Genomic DNA, 18660 nt, shown 5'->3' on the forward strand with positions numbered 1-18660 from the left:
GGTAGGGTATTATCTGGTGGAAAGTAGATTCTGACACCAGAAATAATGATGTTATCGATGTCCATCAGTCAGCCACCATCCACATATCAGCCTCTTCAAACATTTCCTCCAGCATGCGGTTAAGCCGTTCTTTTTCTGTTTTCGTACAGTCACTGTTTAGGGCGTTCGCCTGCATCGGTTTCACCTTCACATCTGCATCAGGAAAAATCCGGTGAACACGTTTAGTCAGCTCTGACAGGATGATTTCACGAGCACCCGGAAGTCCTGCCACATTGCGCTTGTCGTAAACCAATTCCACAAACATTTTAGCTTTCCTCTTTACTGGTTGGATATACAGTATTTATACTGTGTTTTTATCCAGTGTCAAGAGTGGGGGCAACCATGGGATTTCCATCGCCAGCAAGAGACTACATTGAAAGCACGCTAACTATAGAGACTATCTGCAGCGTCACGGCTAACAGCCTTGTGATTTAGACATCGCATGGGTTTGCTGTGATTGAGAAGGGACTGAAGCCGTCTCCAGAAAGCACCTACCTGATATCGTACTCAGGTGGTTGTAACTTTGCCAAACGTAGAGGGGGCGCTTTGATAACGGTTGATGGTGAAGTTCTGGAAGGTGAGGTTTTGGATGAGGTTGAAGTGGAGGGGATTCTGACCTACCTGATTAACCGGGCGGTGGATGATGATAACCCGGTGACTTAATGCTCAGTATCTTCGGTGATTAACGCCAGGTAATCTTCACGGGTCATTAATTGAGAGAAACGTCCGCACATGGAAACCTCCAGTAGTCGAACTGAAAGTATAGAAAATGCGCAGAAAGATGAAGGAGGGGGGACACACAATGAAAAATGTGTACATCATTGTGTGTCTAAAGCGTAAAAGCAACGCCTGTATATCACTTAACTACATGATATATAGGGTTTGCGTGGTTTGCTTGTTATTTCTCTTCCTGCGGCATATGGCGATAGATGTAGACGCCGCTCAGCACAGTGAACAGAAGCGTCATCGCCGTCAGGCCAAAGACCTTAAAGTTGACCCAAATGTTTTGCGGTAACCAGAACGCAATATAGATATTGGCCAGGCCGCAGAGAATAAAGAACACGGCCCAGGCGATATTCAGATTGGACCACACCGACGCAGGCAGCGTTAGCTCTTTCCCCAGCATGCGCTGAATCAGCGGCTTTTTCATCACCCACTGGCTAACCAGCAGCGCACCGGCAAACAGCGCGTAAATCACGGTGACTTTCCACTTGATAAATTCATCGTTGTGGAAGAAGAGGGTTAAGCCACCGAAGACCGCGACCAGTACAAAGGTGATAAGCGCCATTTTTTCGACTTTGCGGTAGCGTACCCAGCTGTAGATCAGCACGATAGCGGTTGCGACAATTAGCGCAGATGTTGCGGCATAAATGTCGTAAATCTTATAAAACGCGAAGAAGACGACCAGCGGTAAAAAATCCAGAAACTGCTTCATACTTCGATTCCGTACTCCAGATGCGGCCCAAAGACAATCGGGCCCGCAGGAAAATTAGTTGCGAATAAGCATATACAAGCGGAATAAATAAATCAGCAACACGGCAGAGATAAGGTTGCTGAGCGTATTCACCACTACCGCACCAACGTTTGGCGTCAGCACGGCAAAGTTCGGTGCGAACACCAGTAACAGCGTTTTCGCCAGCAGCCAGCCAATCACCGCCGGTGCCACCAGGCGCATATTTGCCCACGCCAGTTTCATGCTGCTGCGCATCGATACGAAGATACCCATTTTATCCTGCACTAACATGACAGGCGCGAAAGCCAGCACAATGGCCAACAACACGCCCGGCACGACGATCAGCATCACGCCCATCTGTACCATAAAGGTGGTGAGGAAGATCAGTATAAACAGTTTAGGCAGGATAGGCGCGCTTGCGCCAATGGCGCGCAGGGCGCTGACGCGATGACCGGCAGAAACCAGTTGAATCATCAGCATGACGCCGCCGGCCAGAATGGCGTTGCCAATCAGCCCAGAAAACGTTGATGCCGCTGAAGCACGCAGCAGGATTTGCTGCTGCTCTGGCGTCATGTTTTGTACCAGATCAAACAAACCGACGCTTCCGGTGAGGTTGTCACCCTGACGTAAGAGAGCAAGCTGTTCATCGCTGGGTGTAAAGGCGTGACCAATCACCACGGTGATAAATGCGCACAGCAGCGCAATCAGCAAAATGGTTAAAAACTGATTACGGAAAAAATTGCCCGTGTCACGGTATACGGACTGCGCCGTGATAGACATGCACTCTCCTTGATTATACAGGTGTTAATTAGCCGCTGATTGTACCGCAGTTAATACACTCGTTGCAGCCTCAAGACTCGTATGGAAAAGCATATCTTTGTAAAGAGGAGGTAAGCCGTAGCGCGCCCGGGCGCGATTACAGGCTTCATTCTCTTCGTCATTTTCACCCGACATGGCAAATTCACGACAGGGCGAAGGGCGATTAGGGTAGATAGCACAGCTGACCCTGCGGCCAATTTCTCCCTCAAGTGACCCACAGCGCGGATGTTTGCTGTTGGTACCCATCATACAACGTAAAAAAGGCGTAAGGGGCTCGGTAAGCTGCGCAGGCACCAGGCCACCGCCATCGTTGGCTTCAGCCCAGTAAAAAGAGACGCGGAAATACGCACAACAGGCCCCGCACGTCATGCACGGATTCAAATCGCTCATAGCACACCTGAAAAAAACGCATCAACAAAAGTTGTCGCGTCTAAATTATCCAGACGTTTGCAAGAGAGCAAGTGGGGATCCGGACATTCCCGTTTCAGAAAAATACCAATGAAATTGATGTGGATACGTATCTTTCATCTCAACTAAATAAGCAAAAATTAATCCAGATCAATAAATGTTAAAATTTAACATTTGGTGTGATCTGTGTTGCGATCTGATTAACCATTTGTAGGTATATTTGCCACGACTAATAAAACCCCTAAAAAAGGAGTGGGTATGAAAAAATTAGCAGTGGCAGCCTTAGCACTTTCAACGCTTTCTGGTGGCGCATGGGCCCATGACGCGGGCGAATTTTTCATTCGTGCGGGTTCCGCAACGGTGCGTCCATCTGAAGGATCAGACAACGTCCTCGGTGCTCTTGGTGGATTTAATGTCAGCAATAACACACAGTTAGGTCTGACATTTACCTATATGGCAACCGAGAATATCGGTATTGAACTGCTGGCGGCTACGCCGTTCCGTCATAAAGTGGGTACTGGCCCAACGGGTGATATCGCCACCGTTCACCACTTACCGCCAACCTTAATGGCACAATGGTACTTTGGTGATTCCAGTAGCAAACTGCGTCCGTACATTGGTGCGGGTATCAACTACACCACATTCTTTGACAACGATTTTAACAAAACGGGTAAAGAAGCCGGGCTCTCAGACCTTAGCCTTGATGATTCCTGGGGCGCCGCAGGGCAGGTGGGGATGGACTACTTAATTAACCGTGACTGGCTGGTGAATATGTCCGTCTGGTATATGGATATCGACACCAACGTGAAATTCAAACATAACGGAGATCGCCAGCAAGTCAGTACCCGCCTGGATCCGTGGGTGTTTATGTTCTCAGCAGGTTATCGTTTTTAAATTCTTCTGCAAAACCTCTGCAAAACTCTTCTGCAAAACTGATCATAAAACGGCCAGTTTTTTCCACTCTTTACCCCTTGTGTCGTTGTACTGATCGGTCATCGTTTTTGAGCTATGCCCAAGTAACGTTTGCGTGTCGATCCCTTGTTCCCTGTAAAGTCTTTCGGCCAGAGAACGCTGCTCATGAAAACTTGGCGCAGTGCCATCTTTTTTCCAGTTGTAAGACACTCGATCGCGAGCTGCGCTAAAAGCTACGGTGAGCGTTGCTGGCTTAATCATATCGCCGCGTTTAGCTGTTCCTTTTGCGTGGTGGTGATGTAGTAGGTAAGGGCTAAGGATCTTGTCACGACACATAGAAACAACTTCACTGAGCGAATATCCAATAGCCTCGCAACGAAGGTTCAACGGGATTGCTATTTTGGCGCCGGTTTTTCCCTGTTCGATGTGCAGGTACCCATCCCAGATATCATTGAATTTCATGTTACAGATATCATTAAGGCGCTGACCTGTGACGATAGCCAGCAGCATAGCCCGACGTAGAAAGTATGTATGATTCCCTGACTGTTCGAGAATCATTTGCCACTCTTCCAGAGTTAAGCGATTCCGTGACACTGTAACCTTTGGCTTTTTAGTTGCTTCCGCAGGATTATATCCAGGTGGAACTTCACCGGCTTGCTGCGCTTCTCTGTAGACGTCAACAATGACCTTCCTGACAATTTGAGCCATCCTGTTCTGCCCACGCTCCCGATAAGAATCGAGAATGTCTACTATGTCTCGGACAGTTACAGCATCAATGTCCTTCAAGCCAACATGTGATGTCAGTGCTTTCAGAGGAGCCTCTTTCTGCTTCAGTGTTGTTAATTTAATCTCTCCGTTTGCGTAACGCTCCTCCTGAATCTTCCTGTATTTAACTATGAACGAAGTTACTGATACTGACTTGCCGGCTGATCTGCTGATTTCAGCCCTTGCTTTCAGTAGCTGGGAGAGCTGGCGTTCCGCCAGCCTTTCGTTTGCTTCCATTGCGATTGCTTTCGCAGCGGATTCATCCGTACCCAGCCCGTGAAACTTGCCAGTAACAGGATGTTTATAGCGCCAGTAAACTTTTTTTGTCCTGGCATCCGTGAAACAAGACAGTCCAGGAATGTCCACTTTATATTTACGGGGTCTCGCCATCTTCGAGGATCCTCTTAAGGATATCGCTATCGCTTTTTTTGATTACCGGTTTAACCGTCATACCAACGAAGCGGGCATCTTTATCGACACGCCAGCTTCGACCAGCTTTAATAGGTGGCGGGTATATCATGCCATTTTTTGCGTACTTATTCAGAGTCGCAGGGCCGGGTATTGGCTCTCCAAATTCTTCTTTGGCCCACTCTGCAAGTAGTATTCTTCTGCCCATAACCGCCTCACTTAACCGTCACATCAATATTTGCAATCGCACAATCTCTCTCGATCGCCTCTTTGGCCCACCGCCGATAAGTATCTGGATGGAATGCCTCGCTTTTACCTGTGCCACTCCAGAATGCCTTTGAGCTGATATCGGGCAGAGTAATGGTCAACGGTTTACCAATGGTGACACCGTTAACCAGAGTCGAGTTCATGCCGGGTTGCGGCCCGGCATTTTTCGGCTTAAAACCCAGTTCTGATGCGGTCTGGATGCAGGGCGGCGACTCTCCATCGACATGGTCTACGCTCTGCACTGGCTCCGGAACGAAGGTGGGAACGCTGTACTCCTCCATCACCTGCCCTTTTTCATTACTCCTGCTGTTATGCGTCTCGCCTGCAACTTTTCGTCTCTCCATCATTTTTACGCTTTCTTCCCAGCCACCGTAGCTGTTAACCATTTCGCCAAAGCGGGAGAAACAGGCATTCAACCAGCGGATCCCTCTCGGAGTAAGGGTCGGCACCGTTCCCCAGTCGATGAAATCGGAATTACTGCGATGTATGTATTTGATGGGATCCAGAATATCGATGTAATGCATCCTCCGGCGCTCCATGCTCCACCCCTTATCAGCGAGATACGAATCAATGAATGCCTGCAATGCTGGCTGATTAAGCGAAATATCACCGTACTGGTGGCGATAAACCGGGCGACGATGCAGACTCACCAGATGGAACAGGTAGGCATCAGATACCCATGCCAGAGCTTGCTGGTGGGCCAGCTCAACAGAGCCAGCCGGATTCCAGATTTCGTTATTTTTCACCGCTAACCCTCCCATCCGATAACCTGGAAAAGCCCCATTTTCGGGTGGTACCAGCGAGTACCGCGCGGTTCAGCTTCAAACATCATTTTGGTGAATGCGGTCATAAATGGCTGTTCACGCACAATGGTCATTGTGGATTTGGTTCCGCCAGGCGCAATAAATGGGATAGGCTTATGGCCGATGTCATAAGCGGAGACTAACTGGCGACATTTTGCATCTGAAAGCCCGCACTGCGCTTTCAATTCGGAGTATCCAGCCCAGCCCGGAGGAGTTGCACCACGAGCGATATTGTCTACTAGCTCGGTAACCTCCACGACCTTGTCCTCAACCTGGTTAAGGCGTCGCTCCTGCTCAACATTCAGCAGGGCCATTTCGGCAATGATCTCCGCCTGAGATTTAAGGCGTTGGTATCCATAGCTGCCAGTTTCGCGGATAGATGGCAGAACATCTTCGCATACCCAATCCTGTACACGTTCAGCGGAAGCAAGCTGGCTGCGGAGAATGAGCCGGTAAGCATCAGATTCAGGAGCAAGTTGCATGCCACGAATTTTGTCGTTGAAACCCAATTCTCGCGATTCGCTATAATTAAGTTTAATCAATGACTTGCAGTGGGTTTTTAGCGCGTCTGCCGGATTTGCATAACCCAGGGATTTTGCCAGCTCAACGGCATCAAATACCGGTTTCCCCTGGTAAAGCATTCCGCTCAGAGAAATGCCGAGATCCGCTGAGTTAAATGTCATCAACTGATTACTCATTGCCTTTTTCCTCCAGTTCCTTTGCTTCACGTTCGGCAATCGCATCGAGTTCTGCATCAAGCGATTCGGCCTCTCCATAGGTCGCGATGCGGATAGCTTCGAATGCTGGCTCGCTGAATTCAGGGTGCCATTTACATGCCCCTTCAGTCGCAGAAACCACCGCGTCCATTTCGCCTCTACAGTCAACAAAAGTGGAGTATTCGCGACGTTGACCGTTCTCGGTAACCATTAATGTGACGCGGTACCACACAGTGATAAGTTCGTTTTTCATCATCATGTACCTCAGTGCAAAATGTGTTGAACTGGTGTTACTTCGCCAGCTCGTAACCGGTCGGCGAGATCCACTAACATGTCGTCTAGAAACTCTGCAAACCACGAATGACCATCTTCTTTAAGGCGCTGATCGTTGGCGGAGTAGAACTGAAATACAGCCAGATATCTTTCCTGTGGTTTTTGCTGGATCAGTACGTCTTCTACGTACTTAATCAGCAGATTTTCGATAAGCTCACGCGTTAAGCCAAAAACAAACTCACCGGTTTTAAACTGGTATTCACCGTCACGTAGTCCCCAACGCTTTTCGCATTCAATCAGGTAGAGAAGGGCGACAGTTCCGCGCATGGAATGGCAAACGGTTTCGGCCCACTCATGTTGTTCTTCAGCAGTGAGTTCACCCTCTCCATAACGATTCTCATCAAGCATCCAATCAGGAAACGCTACGTCGGAGTTTTTCTGGATTTCCTTCAGGCGCGCAACAAGCTGCTTCACGTTTTCTTTTTTGTTTGTGTTCATCGGTTTAATCCTTCGGCTACTTTTTGCATTAATCCGGCGTGCAGGTCTGGATGGATTTCATCGCAGACCGGTTTCCAGTCGCGAGCCTGTTGCACCCTGACTGCATGCCATGCTGTATGTGCTTCCTGTGCGTTGTCGAACAACCCGAGATGTTTGGTTTTCCCGTTTATGCGTATTCGCGTCCGAAACTTACTGCGCAGCTTGTGCCAACTCACACCCTGTGGTAATTCACCGCGTGGTCTGGTGTGGTCAACGCCAAAGTTGTTCAGTGCCTGCGGAATGAATACACAATGCTCTGGTGAATAAGTTTTATTACCGGGATGTAATAAATCCTTGTCCAGTGCGTAGCCTTCACGGTAACGAGCTTTCCAGAAGGCCAGAAAATTACTGAAATAAAGCCACTCATCGCACACAATACATCCGGCGTAAATGCGCGCGTCCTGCTCTGTGTTGGGTTTGTAGCAACGTTGAATCATGTGACGCCATACGTCGTACGCGCTGTGATGATGGCATTTACCGTCTATCCAGATTCCACACGGGAAATCGACATCAAAATGCCCAATACCGCAAATAAGTTTCTTCTTCTTTTTCTGCGATGTTTTAGATTCTAAAAAATGGTCAATTTCTAATTTGTTCACGAATTACACTCCTGTATTCAGGTTATGAAACCCCACTGCAATGAACCCACTCAGGAATTCGTATCGCTGTCAGTGCCATCAGATCCCCCCATTTCATGGAACTCCGTTTTCGGAGCCTCAACTTTTTGTTTTTTGACGAACTCAACCAGCTCAGAAATGAGCTCGTCGATTAACTCCTTCCCGCTATCCGTAAGGAATTCACCGCTGCCATTAACATCAACAGCGCTGCTGTAAATTCCCTTGATAGCTTTTACGCCTTCGACATTCCCGTACTCACTGATCGCAAGCCTTTCGAATTATTCTCAATAATCCATCGAGAAGAATCTCTGTTAACTCGACCGTATTAATACCGCCTTTACTGAGCTTAATAACAAGGCAGTTACTCCCTGTTTTTCGCTGGTGGCGTAATAGCGCAGACTTTAAAATTCTGCGGCGGTACGTTTCAATTACGTTGTTTTTCACGGCGTTCAAACTCCGAATCCATCCACGTAGAAACCTGAGCCGATAAATCGAGGCAGAGGCCTGATAAGGAAATTATTTGCTCAATATCCATATCAGTAATGTTCGAGTTAATTAACTCCATTAACTGATAAAGGTTATCTGCTGTGTTTTTAGCGGTTTCGATCGAACTATCTTTGCTAAGCATATTCACACTCCATAAGCTTTGCGCATGAAAAGGTCTATGATATGGCGGTATTCTTCGCCATAGGCAATAAAGAAAAGACATGCCGTTTTGTATGCCGCTTTATCTTTAATGAATGTCATTTTTTAAATAATCCTGTTTTCAGGTTGCAGGAAGCCACACCGTTTAAGGCGTAATTAAATTAAGGGTGTTATTTAATTAATTTTTTCTTCAATTATTTTTAATTCATCACATGCTTTCGATGCATAATCTCGAATGGCGGCAGCTAAATAAGTTTCTTGCCGTTCATTATCTTCATCAGTGAAATATTGTTCACAATAGGCGGTGGTAAGTGCATCTAACTTTCTTGCTGTAATGACTGCATCAAAGAAGAGATCGTCAATTTCACCTATAGATGAACGTGCATCAGCCAGCAGTGTCAATACCAGATAAAGACCTTCACTAGTCTGTTTATCATGTTCACCATTTTCGAAAATATCAGTGATGATTTTCTCTGCCTGGTCAATGGCGTTGTTTGCGGAGATGTTCATTTATTTGCCTCGCCCTTAAAGTCATACTGATTTATATATTCATATGCTTTATCGCTGGTTTTCTGCATTGAACGAATCAAGCAACACAGGTGGTTATCAATTTCTCCATTGTCAGGTGAGTGTTGAAAAATAAACTCCAGAAGTGACGTGTTTTCAACTAATTCAGCTGCGATGGTTTCAAGCATATTAATAGGCGTTATCATTGAAGTTTATCCAATTCATTTTTATGGGCCTCGTTTGCATAGTTGCAGACAAAAGCGAGAAGAATGTCGCTAATTTCTCTATACTCGTCATCATCAACCGCCGATAGCAAACTAGCAGCTTCAACAATCAAGGACATATTCTTGAAGGCATCACAAGGATGGATGGACAACCCTTTGAATGTTTTTATCTTCTGAGACATCTTCTATCACCTCTGAGTCGATTTGATAGAATGATGATAGAACCTGCTATTGCTCTTTGCAATAGGTATTGCTATTTAAATTGCTATTGATTTTTATGTTGTTGATATCAAAAATAAAAAAAATCTATTGCTGGTGTGTTTGTAACAGCATAGTAGAAATAATTGTCATTTAGCCAGTGATCCACCAATACATGAGATATCTAGGATAGGAGTATCGAAACTTGAGAATAAAATGGGCTTTGAAAGGGCGAGTTACTCGCAGAGATCGAGAGGGTAGGGGCGGAGTTCCGATCAGGTAGTCGCCCGTCTGGTTGACTGGTGATTACTATTGTGGGGGAGCGTAGAAAACCCGGCGCACTGGCCGGGTTGAGAATATATTTAGTTTGCTATGCGTGAGTTTTTATTTTCGTTTGCATTATTCACCCATGCTTCCTGTACGTCTGCGGCATGCTGCCGATCACCTTTCCGAAGATGAAAATTTTGTTCATCTCTTCCTTCTCGATTGGTTCCCATGGAAGATAGGTATGGTTGTCAGAGATAACTAAGAGTTTGTCTTTCATCTTTTGTAAGCGCTTAACATGCGATGTGTCATCGTAGATGAACGCGTATATACCGTCGCCATCAAAGTGCTGAACGCTGATATCGACGAAGAGTAAGTCCCCTGGCTCTATGGTGCCAGACATGCTATCACCTCGAACGTTGATGATGCGTATCTGCTCCTGTTTCCGGCCATTAAACATTTGACGGGCATCTTCAACTGAGTATTCCACGGAGCGCAGCACCTCCACGAATTCGCTGTTAATTATGCCCGGGCCAGCACTTACGGTAAGGTCGAGCACGTCAACTCTGAAGATGGCTGGATCTTTTTTGATAGTCATAGGTGGGGGTGGCTGCTGGTCGTCACCTCTCATTGGTCCAGTACCGTTTGATAGCCACTCCGAACGAACACCTAGGGCATTAGCTATTTCAACGATTTTGGTTGTTCCTCTAGCATTCCCGGATGTTATTCGCCATATGGTTGGTTGTGCCATATTCGCCGCTTTAGCTAATTGCCCCTGACTCATACCCATTTCATGCATTGCGTAGTTAAGTCTGTCAGCTAGCGTCTTAAGTGTACTCTCTTGCATATTTATAGCCTCCGCTATCACATTCTAGTCAAGCATGATAAACAAGTCTATTGCTCATTCCAATAGCAATTGCTATTATTGGACCGATAGCAATTGAATGGGATTAGCAAAAAATGAAATCAGCAATTGAAAGAGCTATTGATGCTGCTGGCGGGGTAAATGCTTTAGCTCGCGCTATAGGTGTAAAACAACCATCTGTTTCTCGCTGGAGAAAGGTGGGGGTTGTTGGGGTGGAGCATGTGCCTGATGTAGCAGCCTTAACTGGAATCCCTGCCCATGAACTGAGACCTGATAAACCAAAATTATTCCCACACCCTTCCTCAAAGGTATGACATGTCACAGCGAACCACAGGAGCAGATATGAATATCGCTATTAAAACATTCGATTTTAAATCTGATGCTGGTGAGTTGCTGGCTTCAGTTCGGACCGTCATGGTTGACCAGGCACCGTGGTTTTTTGCTGTCGATGCATGCCAGGCGCTGGGGCTGAGTGACACGAACAAAGCACTTTTGTCGGTTGATGATGAGGATAAACGCGAACACGAACAGTATTCGGGTTCGGGCCGTAAACCGATGCTGGTCAATGAGTCTGGGCTTTACACGCTTATTCTCAAAAGCCGCAAAAAGCAAGCCAGGCGTTTCAAGCGCTGGATCACTGCTGAAGTGCTGCCATCAATTCGCGCGACCGGAGCGTACATCCTTTCACCAAACAGTAGCCTTCCTGATTTTAATGATCCGGCATCCGCTGCCCGCGCCTGGGCAGATGAATATGAAGCGAAAAACAAGGCTATTGGGTATGTACACCGTCAGGCTCAATACATTGAACACCTGGAAAACCTGTTTCAACCAGGCATGACTCCTTTCCAGTTCTGCAAGCAACTCAACGGTGTAAACGTTCAGCAGATTAACACCTTTCTGGCTGATCACAACTGGTTGTACGACGAACGCCCTGACTCTCGCAAAGCCTCGTGGCGGGTTAAACATTATGCCCGTGATTTGTATCTGACCGAGAAGCATCAGCGCGTGGCCCCCGAGGATGCAGAGAGTTTTGACGCTTATAAGCCTGTGCTGAAACGCAAGGGGGCCATCTGGCTTTACCGACACTATCTGAAGGGCAACCTCCCGATGAAGCAAGGCTGGGATGGAAAATTTACCCACGATATTGAGCTGGCAGGTGCTGCATGAGTAGCAAAATTCTCGGTAACGTCTGGGACGCATGCGCTGCTCATGACATTAAGGGAGCCAAACTTGTGATTATGGCACGCCTGGCTGACTACTCGAATGATGATGGTGTCTGCTATCCGAGTGTTGAAACTATTTGCCGCCAGCTGGGGCTCGGGGAAAGCACGGTCAGGACCGCCATTGCAGAACTGGAGTCTTCCGGTTGGCTGCGTCGTGAATCACGTCGTAAAGGTAATCGCAACACGTCCAATCTTTATCATTTGAATGCCGATCGTCTCGAGGCTCTGGCACGCATTGAGAAGGACAAAGTGGCAGCGCTGAAAAAGCAGCGCAGGACTAACGGTTTTCACCCGTCAGATTCTGACCCTTCAAAATCTGAACCGTCAGATTCTGGATGTTCAAACGGTTTTCACCCGTCAGATTCTGACAAAAATGGCGTTTTCACCCGTCAGAATCTGACCCCAGATCCACAAGTAAATTCAAAACATGATCCACAAGTAAATTCAAAACAAGAATCACAAGATATTGGCGCACGTGGGAAAGCCCCTTCTGAAAATCGCTCTTCCAAAGAGAACTATTCCAACGAGTTCGAACAGGCGTGGCAGGCATACCCAAAACGTGCTGGTGGTAACTCTAAGGCCGCTGCCTGGAAAGCCTGGAAAGCGCGAATCAAAGACGGTGTTACCACTGAGGCAATGCTGGCAGGCGTAAGCCGTTATGCCGGGTATGTTCGCGCCACTGGTAGCGAGGGAACTCAGTTCGTCAAACAAGCAGCAACGTTCTTCGGTCCTGATCGGCACTTCGAAGAGGTGTGGCAGCCTCCCGCAGGCAAAACCAACGTACGAACCGGAATGCTCCCTGTATCAGGGTTCAGTGAACAAGATTACGGCCAGTCAGACTGCAACTGGTAAGCAGGAGAAATCACAATGCTGAGTATCAAACAACGTGAAGAAATGGAAGCTCTGGTGGCGAAACGTGAAGGGCTTAGTGAAGAACTGGCTTTCGCTGTAGAGCATAAAAAACCGTGGCAATGGGGAAGCTGGGAGTCAGGCGAAGTCAGCACCTCCACCTGCGAGAAGCATGGCGATTTTGAGCGTATTACCCTCATTGGAAAAGCGTATCGTGGCGTTGAAAATGTTAAGCACTCCCAGTGCCCGGAGTGTGTGAAAGCGGAACTTGCTGACATTGAAGCCAGTCTGCGTGCATTACGAGTAGCCGAACTGATGGACAATGCCGGGATCGCAAGACGATTCGAAGCGTGTGAATTCGATAACTACCAGGCTATCAACCCGGATGCCGCCAAAAATCTCGCAGCCTGTCAGCGCTACACCGCTAGTTGGCCTGATCGCTTGAAAGCTGGAACTGGGCTCGTCATGACCGGCAACTGCGGGACCGGTAAAAACCATCTGGCGGTATCGATGGTTAAAAATATCGTCCGTAATCATCTGGCAAGTGTCGAAGTAACGGATGTTATGCGCCTTACCCGTGCTGTGAAAAGTACATGGCGCCACAATGCTGAGACTACCGAGGAAGAGGTTATTGAGCGGTTCGCCTCTTTGGACTTGCTTATCATCGATGAGGTGGGCGTGCAATTTGGTAGCCCGGCTGAAATGACTATTCTGCAGGAGGTAATCAACGCCCGCTATGAGAGTGTTCTGCCTACAATCCTGATCAGTAACTTGACGTTTGAGCAACTCAAAGAGTCCATTGGCGAGCGTATCGTGGATCGTGTTACCGATGGCGGGCGTAACCGCCTGGCGTTTGGCTGGGAAAGCTACCGCGCAATTGCTGCGGGGGTGACGGCATGACAACTCCTGTATGGAAAAATGATGATCTGGAAGGTGCTGTAATTGGCGCACTATTCCTGCGCAATGCAGATCCTGAGGTTCTTGGCATCATTTCCCGACTGCCGGCAAGCGTATTTTCTGTCCGGCAGTACCGCGATATCTATTCCGGCATCTGTCGGCAGGTTCGCGGAACTGGAGTGATTGACCCACTGCTGCTTTGTGAAGTCATGCCAGAGCACAGCGCAATAATTCTCGAATCCAGCAGCATTACCTGGGCGAAGTCCTCGCTGGTTTATTACGTCTCAGTCTTGGAGCGCAACGCCGCTGTCCGTGATGCTGAAGCTGTAATTGAAAAAGCCCTGGCGGGGATACGAAGCGCCGCTAATGGCGAGAATGCAGTAGAGGCCCTGAAATCCGCACAGGATGCTATGGCTGCAATTTCGCTTACTCCCGATACCGTTCAACCTGTCCACATTGACGATGTGCTAACGGCTGTTGTTGAGCGCGCAGATGCCCGGCATCAGGGGATGGAAGAAGCAAAAAGCCTGCTTACCGGCATTGAAGAGCTTGATGCCAAAACTGGCGGTATAGAACCAACCGATCTCGTATTCATTGCCGCGCGGCCATCAATGGGGAAAACAGAGCTGGCACTCGACATCATCGATAAGGTGTCAGAGCAGGGGCATGGCGTCCTGTTTTTTAGCATGGAGATGGCGAATATCCAGATCGGCGAACGCATGGTGTCAGCTGCCGGGGGTATGTCGGTATCACGCCTCAAAGATGTTGCGAAATTCCAGGACGAAGACTGGGCCAGATTGTCAACTGGCGTAGGTCGCCTTACGGGCAGAAATATATGGATGGTCGATGCCACAGACCTTACGCTTGAGCAGATCCAGCAAACGGCAACCAGTCATCAGATTGCCCACCCGGAAATCGCGCTGGTGGTTATTGACTACCTGTTGCTGATTAAGATCCAGAGCACTTCCCGCTATGACCTCGCTGTAGGTGAATTATCGAAAGGCCTGAAGCGGCTGGCAAAAACAAATCGTACCCCCGTTCTGGCTTTGAGTCAGCTTTCTCGAGGCGTGGAGTCCCGCCCTAATAAACGCCCAATGAACTCCGATCTGAAGAACTCCGGCGAGATAGAGGCCGACGCCGATATCATCCTGATGCTCTATCGTGATGAGGTGTACAACCCTGAATCCCCGGCGAAAGGCATAGCTGAAATTAACATCACCAAACAGCGAAATGGCGTACTGGGGACGGTTTACCGTCGTTTCTACAACGGGCATTTCCTTCCAATTGACCAGGATGAGGCGAAGAGCAAATCAGCACCTCAGCAAAAACCACAACCCCGCCGCTATGCGAAACCCTAAGGAGCCCGTAATGGATCGTCTTATTCGCGAAATGTCATACCTCTTAACCAGAAAGCGCTTTATGCAACTGCAAGAGACTGCTCATGGAATTGCAACTGGCTGTAGCGATCAACCTGAGTGCTTTGGGTTTATTATCGACGCCGTTGAAGATTTTCTGGAAGGGGTTCCCGACAACCAGCTTTATCATGAGAAGCCCCTCATGCACTACATGGTGATGCGAAGTTTAGCCCTATGGGATGCAGGCGAAAAACTAACTGATGTTCAGTGGACTCAGCCGGGATGGCTTGACGCTGCAGGGAAGGGGGACACTATTCAATGAAACTCGAATCTTCTCTAAAGCACTTTAGCCCTCAGGGTATGCACATCAGTGACAGCGTAAAAGGCACATCTCCGGATCGTATCACCGGCACTGATGTGATGGCGGCCATTGGCACCACCAGCAGCCGTGCGCGCTTCGGCCTGGCGGCGTTCTTCGGTAAAGCAGGAATCAGCAAAACGGATGAACAGCTCGCAGTTCAGGCGCTGGCGCGATATGCGATGGACGCCGCACCGAAGAATGTTCGCAAAGCAGCTGGTGGGCAGTTCGGATGGTGCATGCAGATGTTGGCACAATTTGCCTTTGCTGAGTATTCCCGTTCGGCGGCTACCAGCGTGACGTGTCACACCTGCAGTGGTACCGGGCGAACAACCCGCGAGCAAATTACCCGCAAAGTTTCGTACCCATGGGGTAAAGCGCCATATTGGGCTAACCGCTCTCGTGCCGTTCGTCCGTCTGACTGGGAGCATTGGACTGAGGTAACAGAGGTTGTACCGGCTATCTGTGATATTTGCGAAGGCAAGGGAACAATCAGCGCCCGCTGTCGGTGTGGTGGTAAAGGAGAGGTGCTCGACCGCAAGGCCACAAGCGAGCGCGGCGCGCCGGTGTTTAAAACCTGTGAGCGCTGCAGTGGAAACGGATTCTCTGCGGTGCCGTCTACTGCGGCCTATAAAGCGATACTGAAGCGCGTCCCTGATCTGCACGTGAGAACATGGACCCGTAACTGGAAGCCATTTCTGGAGGTATTGGTAAGCATCTGCCAGCAGGAGGAAGGTAAAGCAGCTAGTGAATTTCAGAGGGCAACCAGTACACGGGAAGAAAACAGCAAAGTTTAGGTTTTTAGCAACACAAAGCTTGATTTTGTCCGAAGTTGTCGTGTATGATTCTAATCATGCGGAGTAACGCCTGAAAGATTTTAACAAGAAGCCCCTTTCGGGGCTTTTTCATTATTTAAGCCAATTTAAAAAGCTCATAAAGTTTTGAAACTCAATTTCTTCTGCTGTCGTGGAATATTTTATTTTATTGGCGATAGGCATTAGGTTCTTTTTAGTTAAGAACTTGCCGGCTTGATGTTTTAGGTTTTTAAGTTGTTTGATCCGTTCTTCAATTGTGTCGGCGATTCTGGCAACTTCAGCAATCTCAGGGCTCGGCGCTGTTGATAGATCAATGGCGCTTATTTTTTTGATATCTTCATTCATTGATACAAATAAGTTGCGAAGATTATTCTCTGGTAACAGTACGTGGCTGAATGATACTTTCCCCATGTCGTATTCGCTCGTTGCCTCACCGGATTCCCGCATATGTTTATTCATCGCAAAAAGAATGGTTCTGGTCTTCTTATCAGTTTCAACTTCTGAAAGAGTCACAATGCTAGTCTGCGTTTTTTCTAAAAGGCGGATTTCTGCAGCTCCAAGCCGGCCAGAAAAGTTGGAGTTTTTACTTTTTTCGATAGCAAACGAAAGATAATCAATAGTGGGCTTGGCGCTTCGTAGTGCTTCAATGTTTTTTTGCCATGCATCACATTTATCTTTTGCGCTACTAAGAATTTCTCGGTTCGTTTCAAGTTGCATGAATTTATTGAAACTGAGAACATTTTCACCAAATTCAACTCCAAATTCGTTTTTTCCACATTTGTTGCCGATGTTGGTTTCTATACCGCTTGAGGTTTTGACGATGTAACCCATTTGATGTGGCTGGTTGCATCCTGTTAAACCACAGTGGATTTCTTCCTTAAATTTATAGTAACCAATAATCTCCTCAAACTGATGATCGCCTTTTGCTATTTTGGCAACAAAGGTTGGTCTCGAAGTGATTAACGCCCAGTCGTCAACTTTTTCACTGCCATTTTCTGTTCGAAGAAAAATCATGAATCGCTCCATTCGATAGTGGACCGTTTATTTTATCGCCATGCAATTGAGATCACCATATCTGAGTTTCAATTTTAAATCTGATTCGCTTGGCGGCCTTCTTTCCCCTCATATTGAGAGGATTCACAGCATTGAGGGGGACCGATGTCCGATCCGATTTCCGGCACTGGCTTAGCTGGTGCCGCTCTGACGGGTGCAAGTATCTATGGCTTGCTTACAGGCACCGATTATGGTGTGGTATTTGGCGCATTTGCAGGTGCCGTATTCTACATCGCCACAGCAGCTGATATGAGTGCAACCCGCCGGCTGGCATATTTCATAGTGTCGTATATCGCCGGGATCTTATGCTCTGGGCTGGTAGGCTCAAAGTTATCTGCCTGGACCGGTTACAGTGATAAGCCTCTGGACGCTATCGGTGCTGTAATTATTTCTGCATTAGCCGTCAAAATCCTGACGTTCCTGAACAACCAGGATATCGGCTCGCTGGTGGCGCTGATAACGCGCCGGGGAGGTTCAGGTGGTACTAAATGATCCAACTGCAACATTAAACGCTCTGCTCTGCGCCGGGGTGGTGATTACCCTGATGTTTTATCGTCGTGGTGATTCACGCCACCGTCCGTGGGTTTCGCGTTTAGCCTGGCTGATTACGGTCACTTACAGCGCTGTGCCGCTGGCTTATCTGTGTGGCATTTATCCTCATTCCTCATGGGCCACTATTGGGGCCAATATTATTTTCCTTTCCGTGCTGGTGGCCGTCAGAGGCAACGTTGCGCGCCTGGTTGATCATCTGAGGCAATAATGTACCAATCACAATTTCAAAAGGCGGCTGGCATTAGCGCCGGGCTCGCTTCACGCTGGTTTTCACATATCGATGCTGCCATGAAGGAATTCGGTATCACGGCACCGCTCGATCAGGCCATGTTCATTGCACAAATGGGGCATGAGTCAGGTGGGTACACCCGGCTGGTGGAAAGCCTGAACTATGCGGCGGAAAACCTTGTCCCCAACTTCGGCAGTCACCGCATTACCCACCAGCAGGCCGCTGCACTCGGCAGAACGGCAACGCAACCGGCAAATCAGAAAGCGATAGCCAATCTGGTTTACGGCGGTGAGTGGGGCAAAAAGAACCTGGGCAACCTGGTTGCTGGTGATGGCTGGAAATATCGCGGTCGCGGCCTGAAGCAAATCACCGGGCTCAGCAATTACCGCAACTGTGGCCACGCGCTGAAGTTGGACCTTGTAACCCAGCCTGAATTGCTGGAACAGGATGAATATGCTGCTCGCTCAGCTGCATGGTTCTATGTCTCGCACGGATGCCTGCTCCATTCCGGCGACGTGGAGCGCGTCACGCTGCTTATCAATGGCGGACGTAACGGGCTGGATAAACGCCGCGCGCTGTTTAACCTGGCAAAATCTGTGCTGATGTGAG

At 48.3% G+C, this 18660-nt stretch carries 27 protein-coding genes and 1 pseudogene; 11 read left to right on the plus strand and 17 right to left on the minus strand.

Features of this window, described 5'->3' with window-relative positions; all coding sequences use genetic code 11:
- Positions 1 to 64: 64 nt before the first annotated feature.
- From ACWWFX_RS23205 to ACWWFX_RS23220, 4 genes are all read right to left on the minus strand, one after another.
- Positions 65 to 304 (minus strand): DinI family protein, encoded by a 240-nt coding sequence (locus ACWWFX_RS23205; protein WP_097475495.1) that lies wholly within the window; start codon positions 302 to 304, stop codon positions 65 to 67.
- A 633-nt stretch (positions 305 to 937) separates the two neighbouring features.
- Positions 938 to 1474, minus strand: coding sequence for a septation protein A (locus tag ACWWFX_RS23210; protein ID WP_015964669.1), 537 nt, complete (start codon positions 1472 to 1474; stop codon positions 938 to 940).
- A gap of 54 nt (positions 1475 to 1528) precedes the next feature.
- Entirely contained in the window at positions 1529 to 2272 is a 744-nt protein-coding gene (locus ACWWFX_RS23215) for a YciC family protein (RefSeq protein WP_149464592.1), read from the minus strand.
- 24 nt (positions 2273 to 2296) lie between these two features.
- A complete protein-coding gene (locus tag ACWWFX_RS23220; RefSeq protein WP_276224294.1) occupies positions 2297 to 2701 on the minus strand; it encodes a YkgJ family cysteine cluster protein in 405 nt (134 codons plus the stop codon).
- A 276-nt stretch (positions 2702 to 2977) separates the two neighbouring features.
- Here ACWWFX_RS23220 and ompW point away from each other — a divergent pair, with 276 nt between their 5' ends.
- On the plus strand, positions 2978 to 3613 hold the full coding sequence (ompW, locus tag ACWWFX_RS23225) for an outer membrane protein OmpW (protein ID WP_473224872.1): 636 nt from the start codon (positions 2978 to 2980) through the stop codon (positions 3611 to 3613).
- Between the two features lie 42 nt (positions 3614 to 3655).
- Here the strand turns inward: ompW and ACWWFX_RS23230 are convergent, their stop codons facing one another.
- The 12 genes and pseudogenes from ACWWFX_RS23230 to ACWWFX_RS23285 form a co-directional block, all read right to left on the minus strand.
- Positions 3656 to 4786: a phage integrase Arm DNA-binding domain-containing protein gene (locus tag ACWWFX_RS23230; RefSeq protein WP_473224873.1), complete on the minus strand. Its 1131-nt coding sequence runs from the start codon at positions 4784 to 4786 to the stop codon at positions 3656 to 3658.
- Positions 4770 to 5012 (minus strand): excisionase, encoded by a 243-nt coding sequence (locus ACWWFX_RS23235; protein WP_473224874.1) that lies wholly within the window; start codon positions 5010 to 5012, stop codon positions 4770 to 4772. The genes ACWWFX_RS23230 and ACWWFX_RS23235 overlap by 17 nt, the downstream gene beginning before the upstream one ends.
- A 7-nt stretch (positions 5013 to 5019) precedes the next feature.
- Positions 5020 to 5817 carry a hypothetical protein gene (locus ACWWFX_RS23240; protein WP_473224875.1) on the minus strand — a complete coding sequence of 266 codons (798 nt, stop codon included), beginning with the start codon at positions 5815 to 5817 and terminating at the stop codon, positions 5020 to 5022.
- Between the two features lie 2 nt (positions 5818 to 5819).
- Positions 5820 to 6557 carry a BRO-N domain-containing protein gene (locus ACWWFX_RS23245; protein ID WP_473224889.1) on the minus strand — a complete coding sequence of 246 codons (738 nt, stop codon included), beginning with the start codon at positions 6555 to 6557 and terminating at the stop codon, positions 5820 to 5822.
- Between the two features lie 7 nt (positions 6558 to 6564).
- Complete coding sequence (locus ACWWFX_RS23250) at positions 6565 to 6849, minus strand: hypothetical protein (protein ID WP_473224876.1); 285 nt, start codon at positions 6847 to 6849, stop codon at positions 6565 to 6567.
- A 5-nt stretch (positions 6850 to 6854) separates the two neighbouring features.
- Positions 6855 to 7361 carry a hypothetical protein gene (locus ACWWFX_RS23255; RefSeq protein WP_473224877.1) on the minus strand — a complete coding sequence of 169 codons (507 nt, stop codon included), beginning with the start codon at positions 7359 to 7361 and terminating at the stop codon, positions 6855 to 6857.
- Complete coding sequence (locus ACWWFX_RS23260; protein WP_473224878.1) at positions 7358 to 7999, minus strand: hypothetical protein; 642 nt, start codon at positions 7997 to 7999, stop codon at positions 7358 to 7360. The genes ACWWFX_RS23255 and ACWWFX_RS23260 overlap by 4 nt, the downstream gene beginning before the upstream one ends.
- A gap of 50 nt (positions 8000 to 8049) precedes the next feature.
- A pseudogene (locus ACWWFX_RS23265) lies at positions 8050 to 8461 on the minus strand (hypothetical protein).
- Positions 8442 to 8645 (minus strand): hypothetical protein, encoded by a 204-nt coding sequence (locus ACWWFX_RS23270; RefSeq protein WP_354623724.1) that lies wholly within the window; start codon positions 8643 to 8645, stop codon positions 8442 to 8444. The pseudogene ACWWFX_RS23265 and the gene ACWWFX_RS23270 overlap by 20 nt, the downstream one beginning before the upstream one ends.
- Before the next feature lie 191 nt (positions 8646 to 8836).
- Entirely contained in the window at positions 8837 to 9172 is a 336-nt protein-coding gene (locus ACWWFX_RS23275; protein ID WP_354623722.1) for a hypothetical protein, read from the minus strand.
- Between the two features lie 199 nt (positions 9173 to 9371).
- On the minus strand, positions 9372 to 9575 hold the full coding sequence (locus ACWWFX_RS23280; protein WP_473224879.1) for a hypothetical protein: 204 nt from the start codon (positions 9573 to 9575) through the stop codon (positions 9372 to 9374).
- Between the two features lie 419 nt (positions 9576 to 9994).
- A complete protein-coding gene (locus tag ACWWFX_RS23285) occupies positions 9995 to 10702 on the minus strand; it encodes an XRE family transcriptional regulator (protein ID WP_354623718.1) in 708 nt (235 codons plus the stop codon).
- 113 nt (positions 10703 to 10815) lie between these two features.
- On the opposite strand from ACWWFX_RS23285, the gene ACWWFX_RS23290 reads away from it, so the two are divergent.
- Genes ACWWFX_RS23290 through ACWWFX_RS23320 form a run of 7 tightly spaced genes read left to right on the plus strand, consistent with a single transcriptional unit; the run spans position 10816 to position 16199 of the window.
- Complete coding sequence (locus ACWWFX_RS23290) at positions 10816 to 11034, plus strand: transcriptional regulator (RefSeq protein WP_407214307.1); 219 nt, start codon at positions 10816 to 10818, stop codon at positions 11032 to 11034.
- 28 nt (positions 11035 to 11062) lie between these two features.
- Positions 11063 to 11887, plus strand: coding sequence for a BRO-N domain-containing protein (locus ACWWFX_RS23295; protein ID WP_354623714.1), 825 nt, complete (start codon positions 11063 to 11065; stop codon positions 11885 to 11887).
- Complete coding sequence (locus tag ACWWFX_RS23300) at positions 11884 to 12795, plus strand: helix-turn-helix domain-containing protein (RefSeq protein WP_368987610.1); 912 nt, start codon at positions 11884 to 11886, stop codon at positions 12793 to 12795. The genes ACWWFX_RS23295 and ACWWFX_RS23300 overlap by 4 nt, the downstream gene beginning before the upstream one ends.
- Positions 12796 to 12810: 15 nt before the next feature.
- Positions 12811 to 13692, plus strand: a complete 882-nt coding sequence (locus ACWWFX_RS23305; RefSeq protein WP_211959007.1) for an ATP-binding protein — start codon at positions 12811 to 12813, stop codon at positions 13690 to 13692.
- Positions 13689 to 15047: a replicative DNA helicase gene (locus ACWWFX_RS23310; RefSeq protein ID WP_473224880.1), complete on the plus strand. Its 1359-nt coding sequence runs from the start codon at positions 13689 to 13691 to the stop codon at positions 15045 to 15047. Before ACWWFX_RS23305 ends, ACWWFX_RS23310 begins: the two co-directional genes overlap by 4 nt.
- Before the next feature lie 10 nt (positions 15048 to 15057).
- Positions 15058 to 15366, plus strand: coding sequence for a hypothetical protein (locus ACWWFX_RS23315; protein WP_422717319.1), 309 nt, complete (start codon positions 15058 to 15060; stop codon positions 15364 to 15366).
- Positions 15363 to 16199: an antitermination protein gene (locus tag ACWWFX_RS23320; protein ID WP_473224881.1), complete on the plus strand. Its 837-nt coding sequence runs from the start codon at positions 15363 to 15365 to the stop codon at positions 16197 to 16199. Before ACWWFX_RS23315 ends, ACWWFX_RS23320 begins: the two co-directional genes overlap by 4 nt.
- 111 nt (positions 16200 to 16310) lie before the next feature.
- On the opposite strand, the gene ACWWFX_RS23325 is transcribed toward ACWWFX_RS23320, so the two are convergent.
- The gene (locus tag ACWWFX_RS23325) at positions 16311 to 17231 is read right to left on the minus strand and encodes a hypothetical protein (RefSeq protein ID WP_456145665.1); all 921 of its coding nucleotides are present in this window, start codon (positions 17229 to 17231) and stop codon (positions 16311 to 16313) included.
- A 144-nt stretch (positions 17232 to 17375) separates the two neighbouring features.
- On the opposite strand from ACWWFX_RS23325, the gene ACWWFX_RS23330 reads away from it, so the two are divergent.
- Genes ACWWFX_RS23330 through ACWWFX_RS23340 form a run of 3 tightly spaced genes read left to right on the plus strand, consistent with a single transcriptional unit; the run spans position 17376 to position 18659 of the window.
- Positions 17376 to 17762, plus strand: a complete 387-nt coding sequence (locus tag ACWWFX_RS23330) for a phage holin family protein (RefSeq protein WP_456145664.1) — start codon at positions 17376 to 17378, stop codon at positions 17760 to 17762.
- Positions 17749 to 18030: a phage holin family protein gene (locus ACWWFX_RS23335; protein WP_128111303.1), complete on the plus strand. Its 282-nt coding sequence runs from the start codon at positions 17749 to 17751 to the stop codon at positions 18028 to 18030. Before ACWWFX_RS23330 ends, ACWWFX_RS23335 begins: the two co-directional genes overlap by 14 nt.
- Positions 18030 to 18659, plus strand: coding sequence for a glycoside hydrolase family 19 protein (locus tag ACWWFX_RS23340; protein WP_473224882.1), 630 nt, complete (start codon positions 18030 to 18032; stop codon positions 18657 to 18659). The genes ACWWFX_RS23335 and ACWWFX_RS23340 overlap by 1 nt, the downstream gene beginning before the upstream one ends.
- The last annotated feature ends 1 nt before the right edge of the window (position 18660 follow it).

The sequence above is a fragment of the Pseudocitrobacter sp. 2023LY-00077 genome, assembly GCF_055796175.1.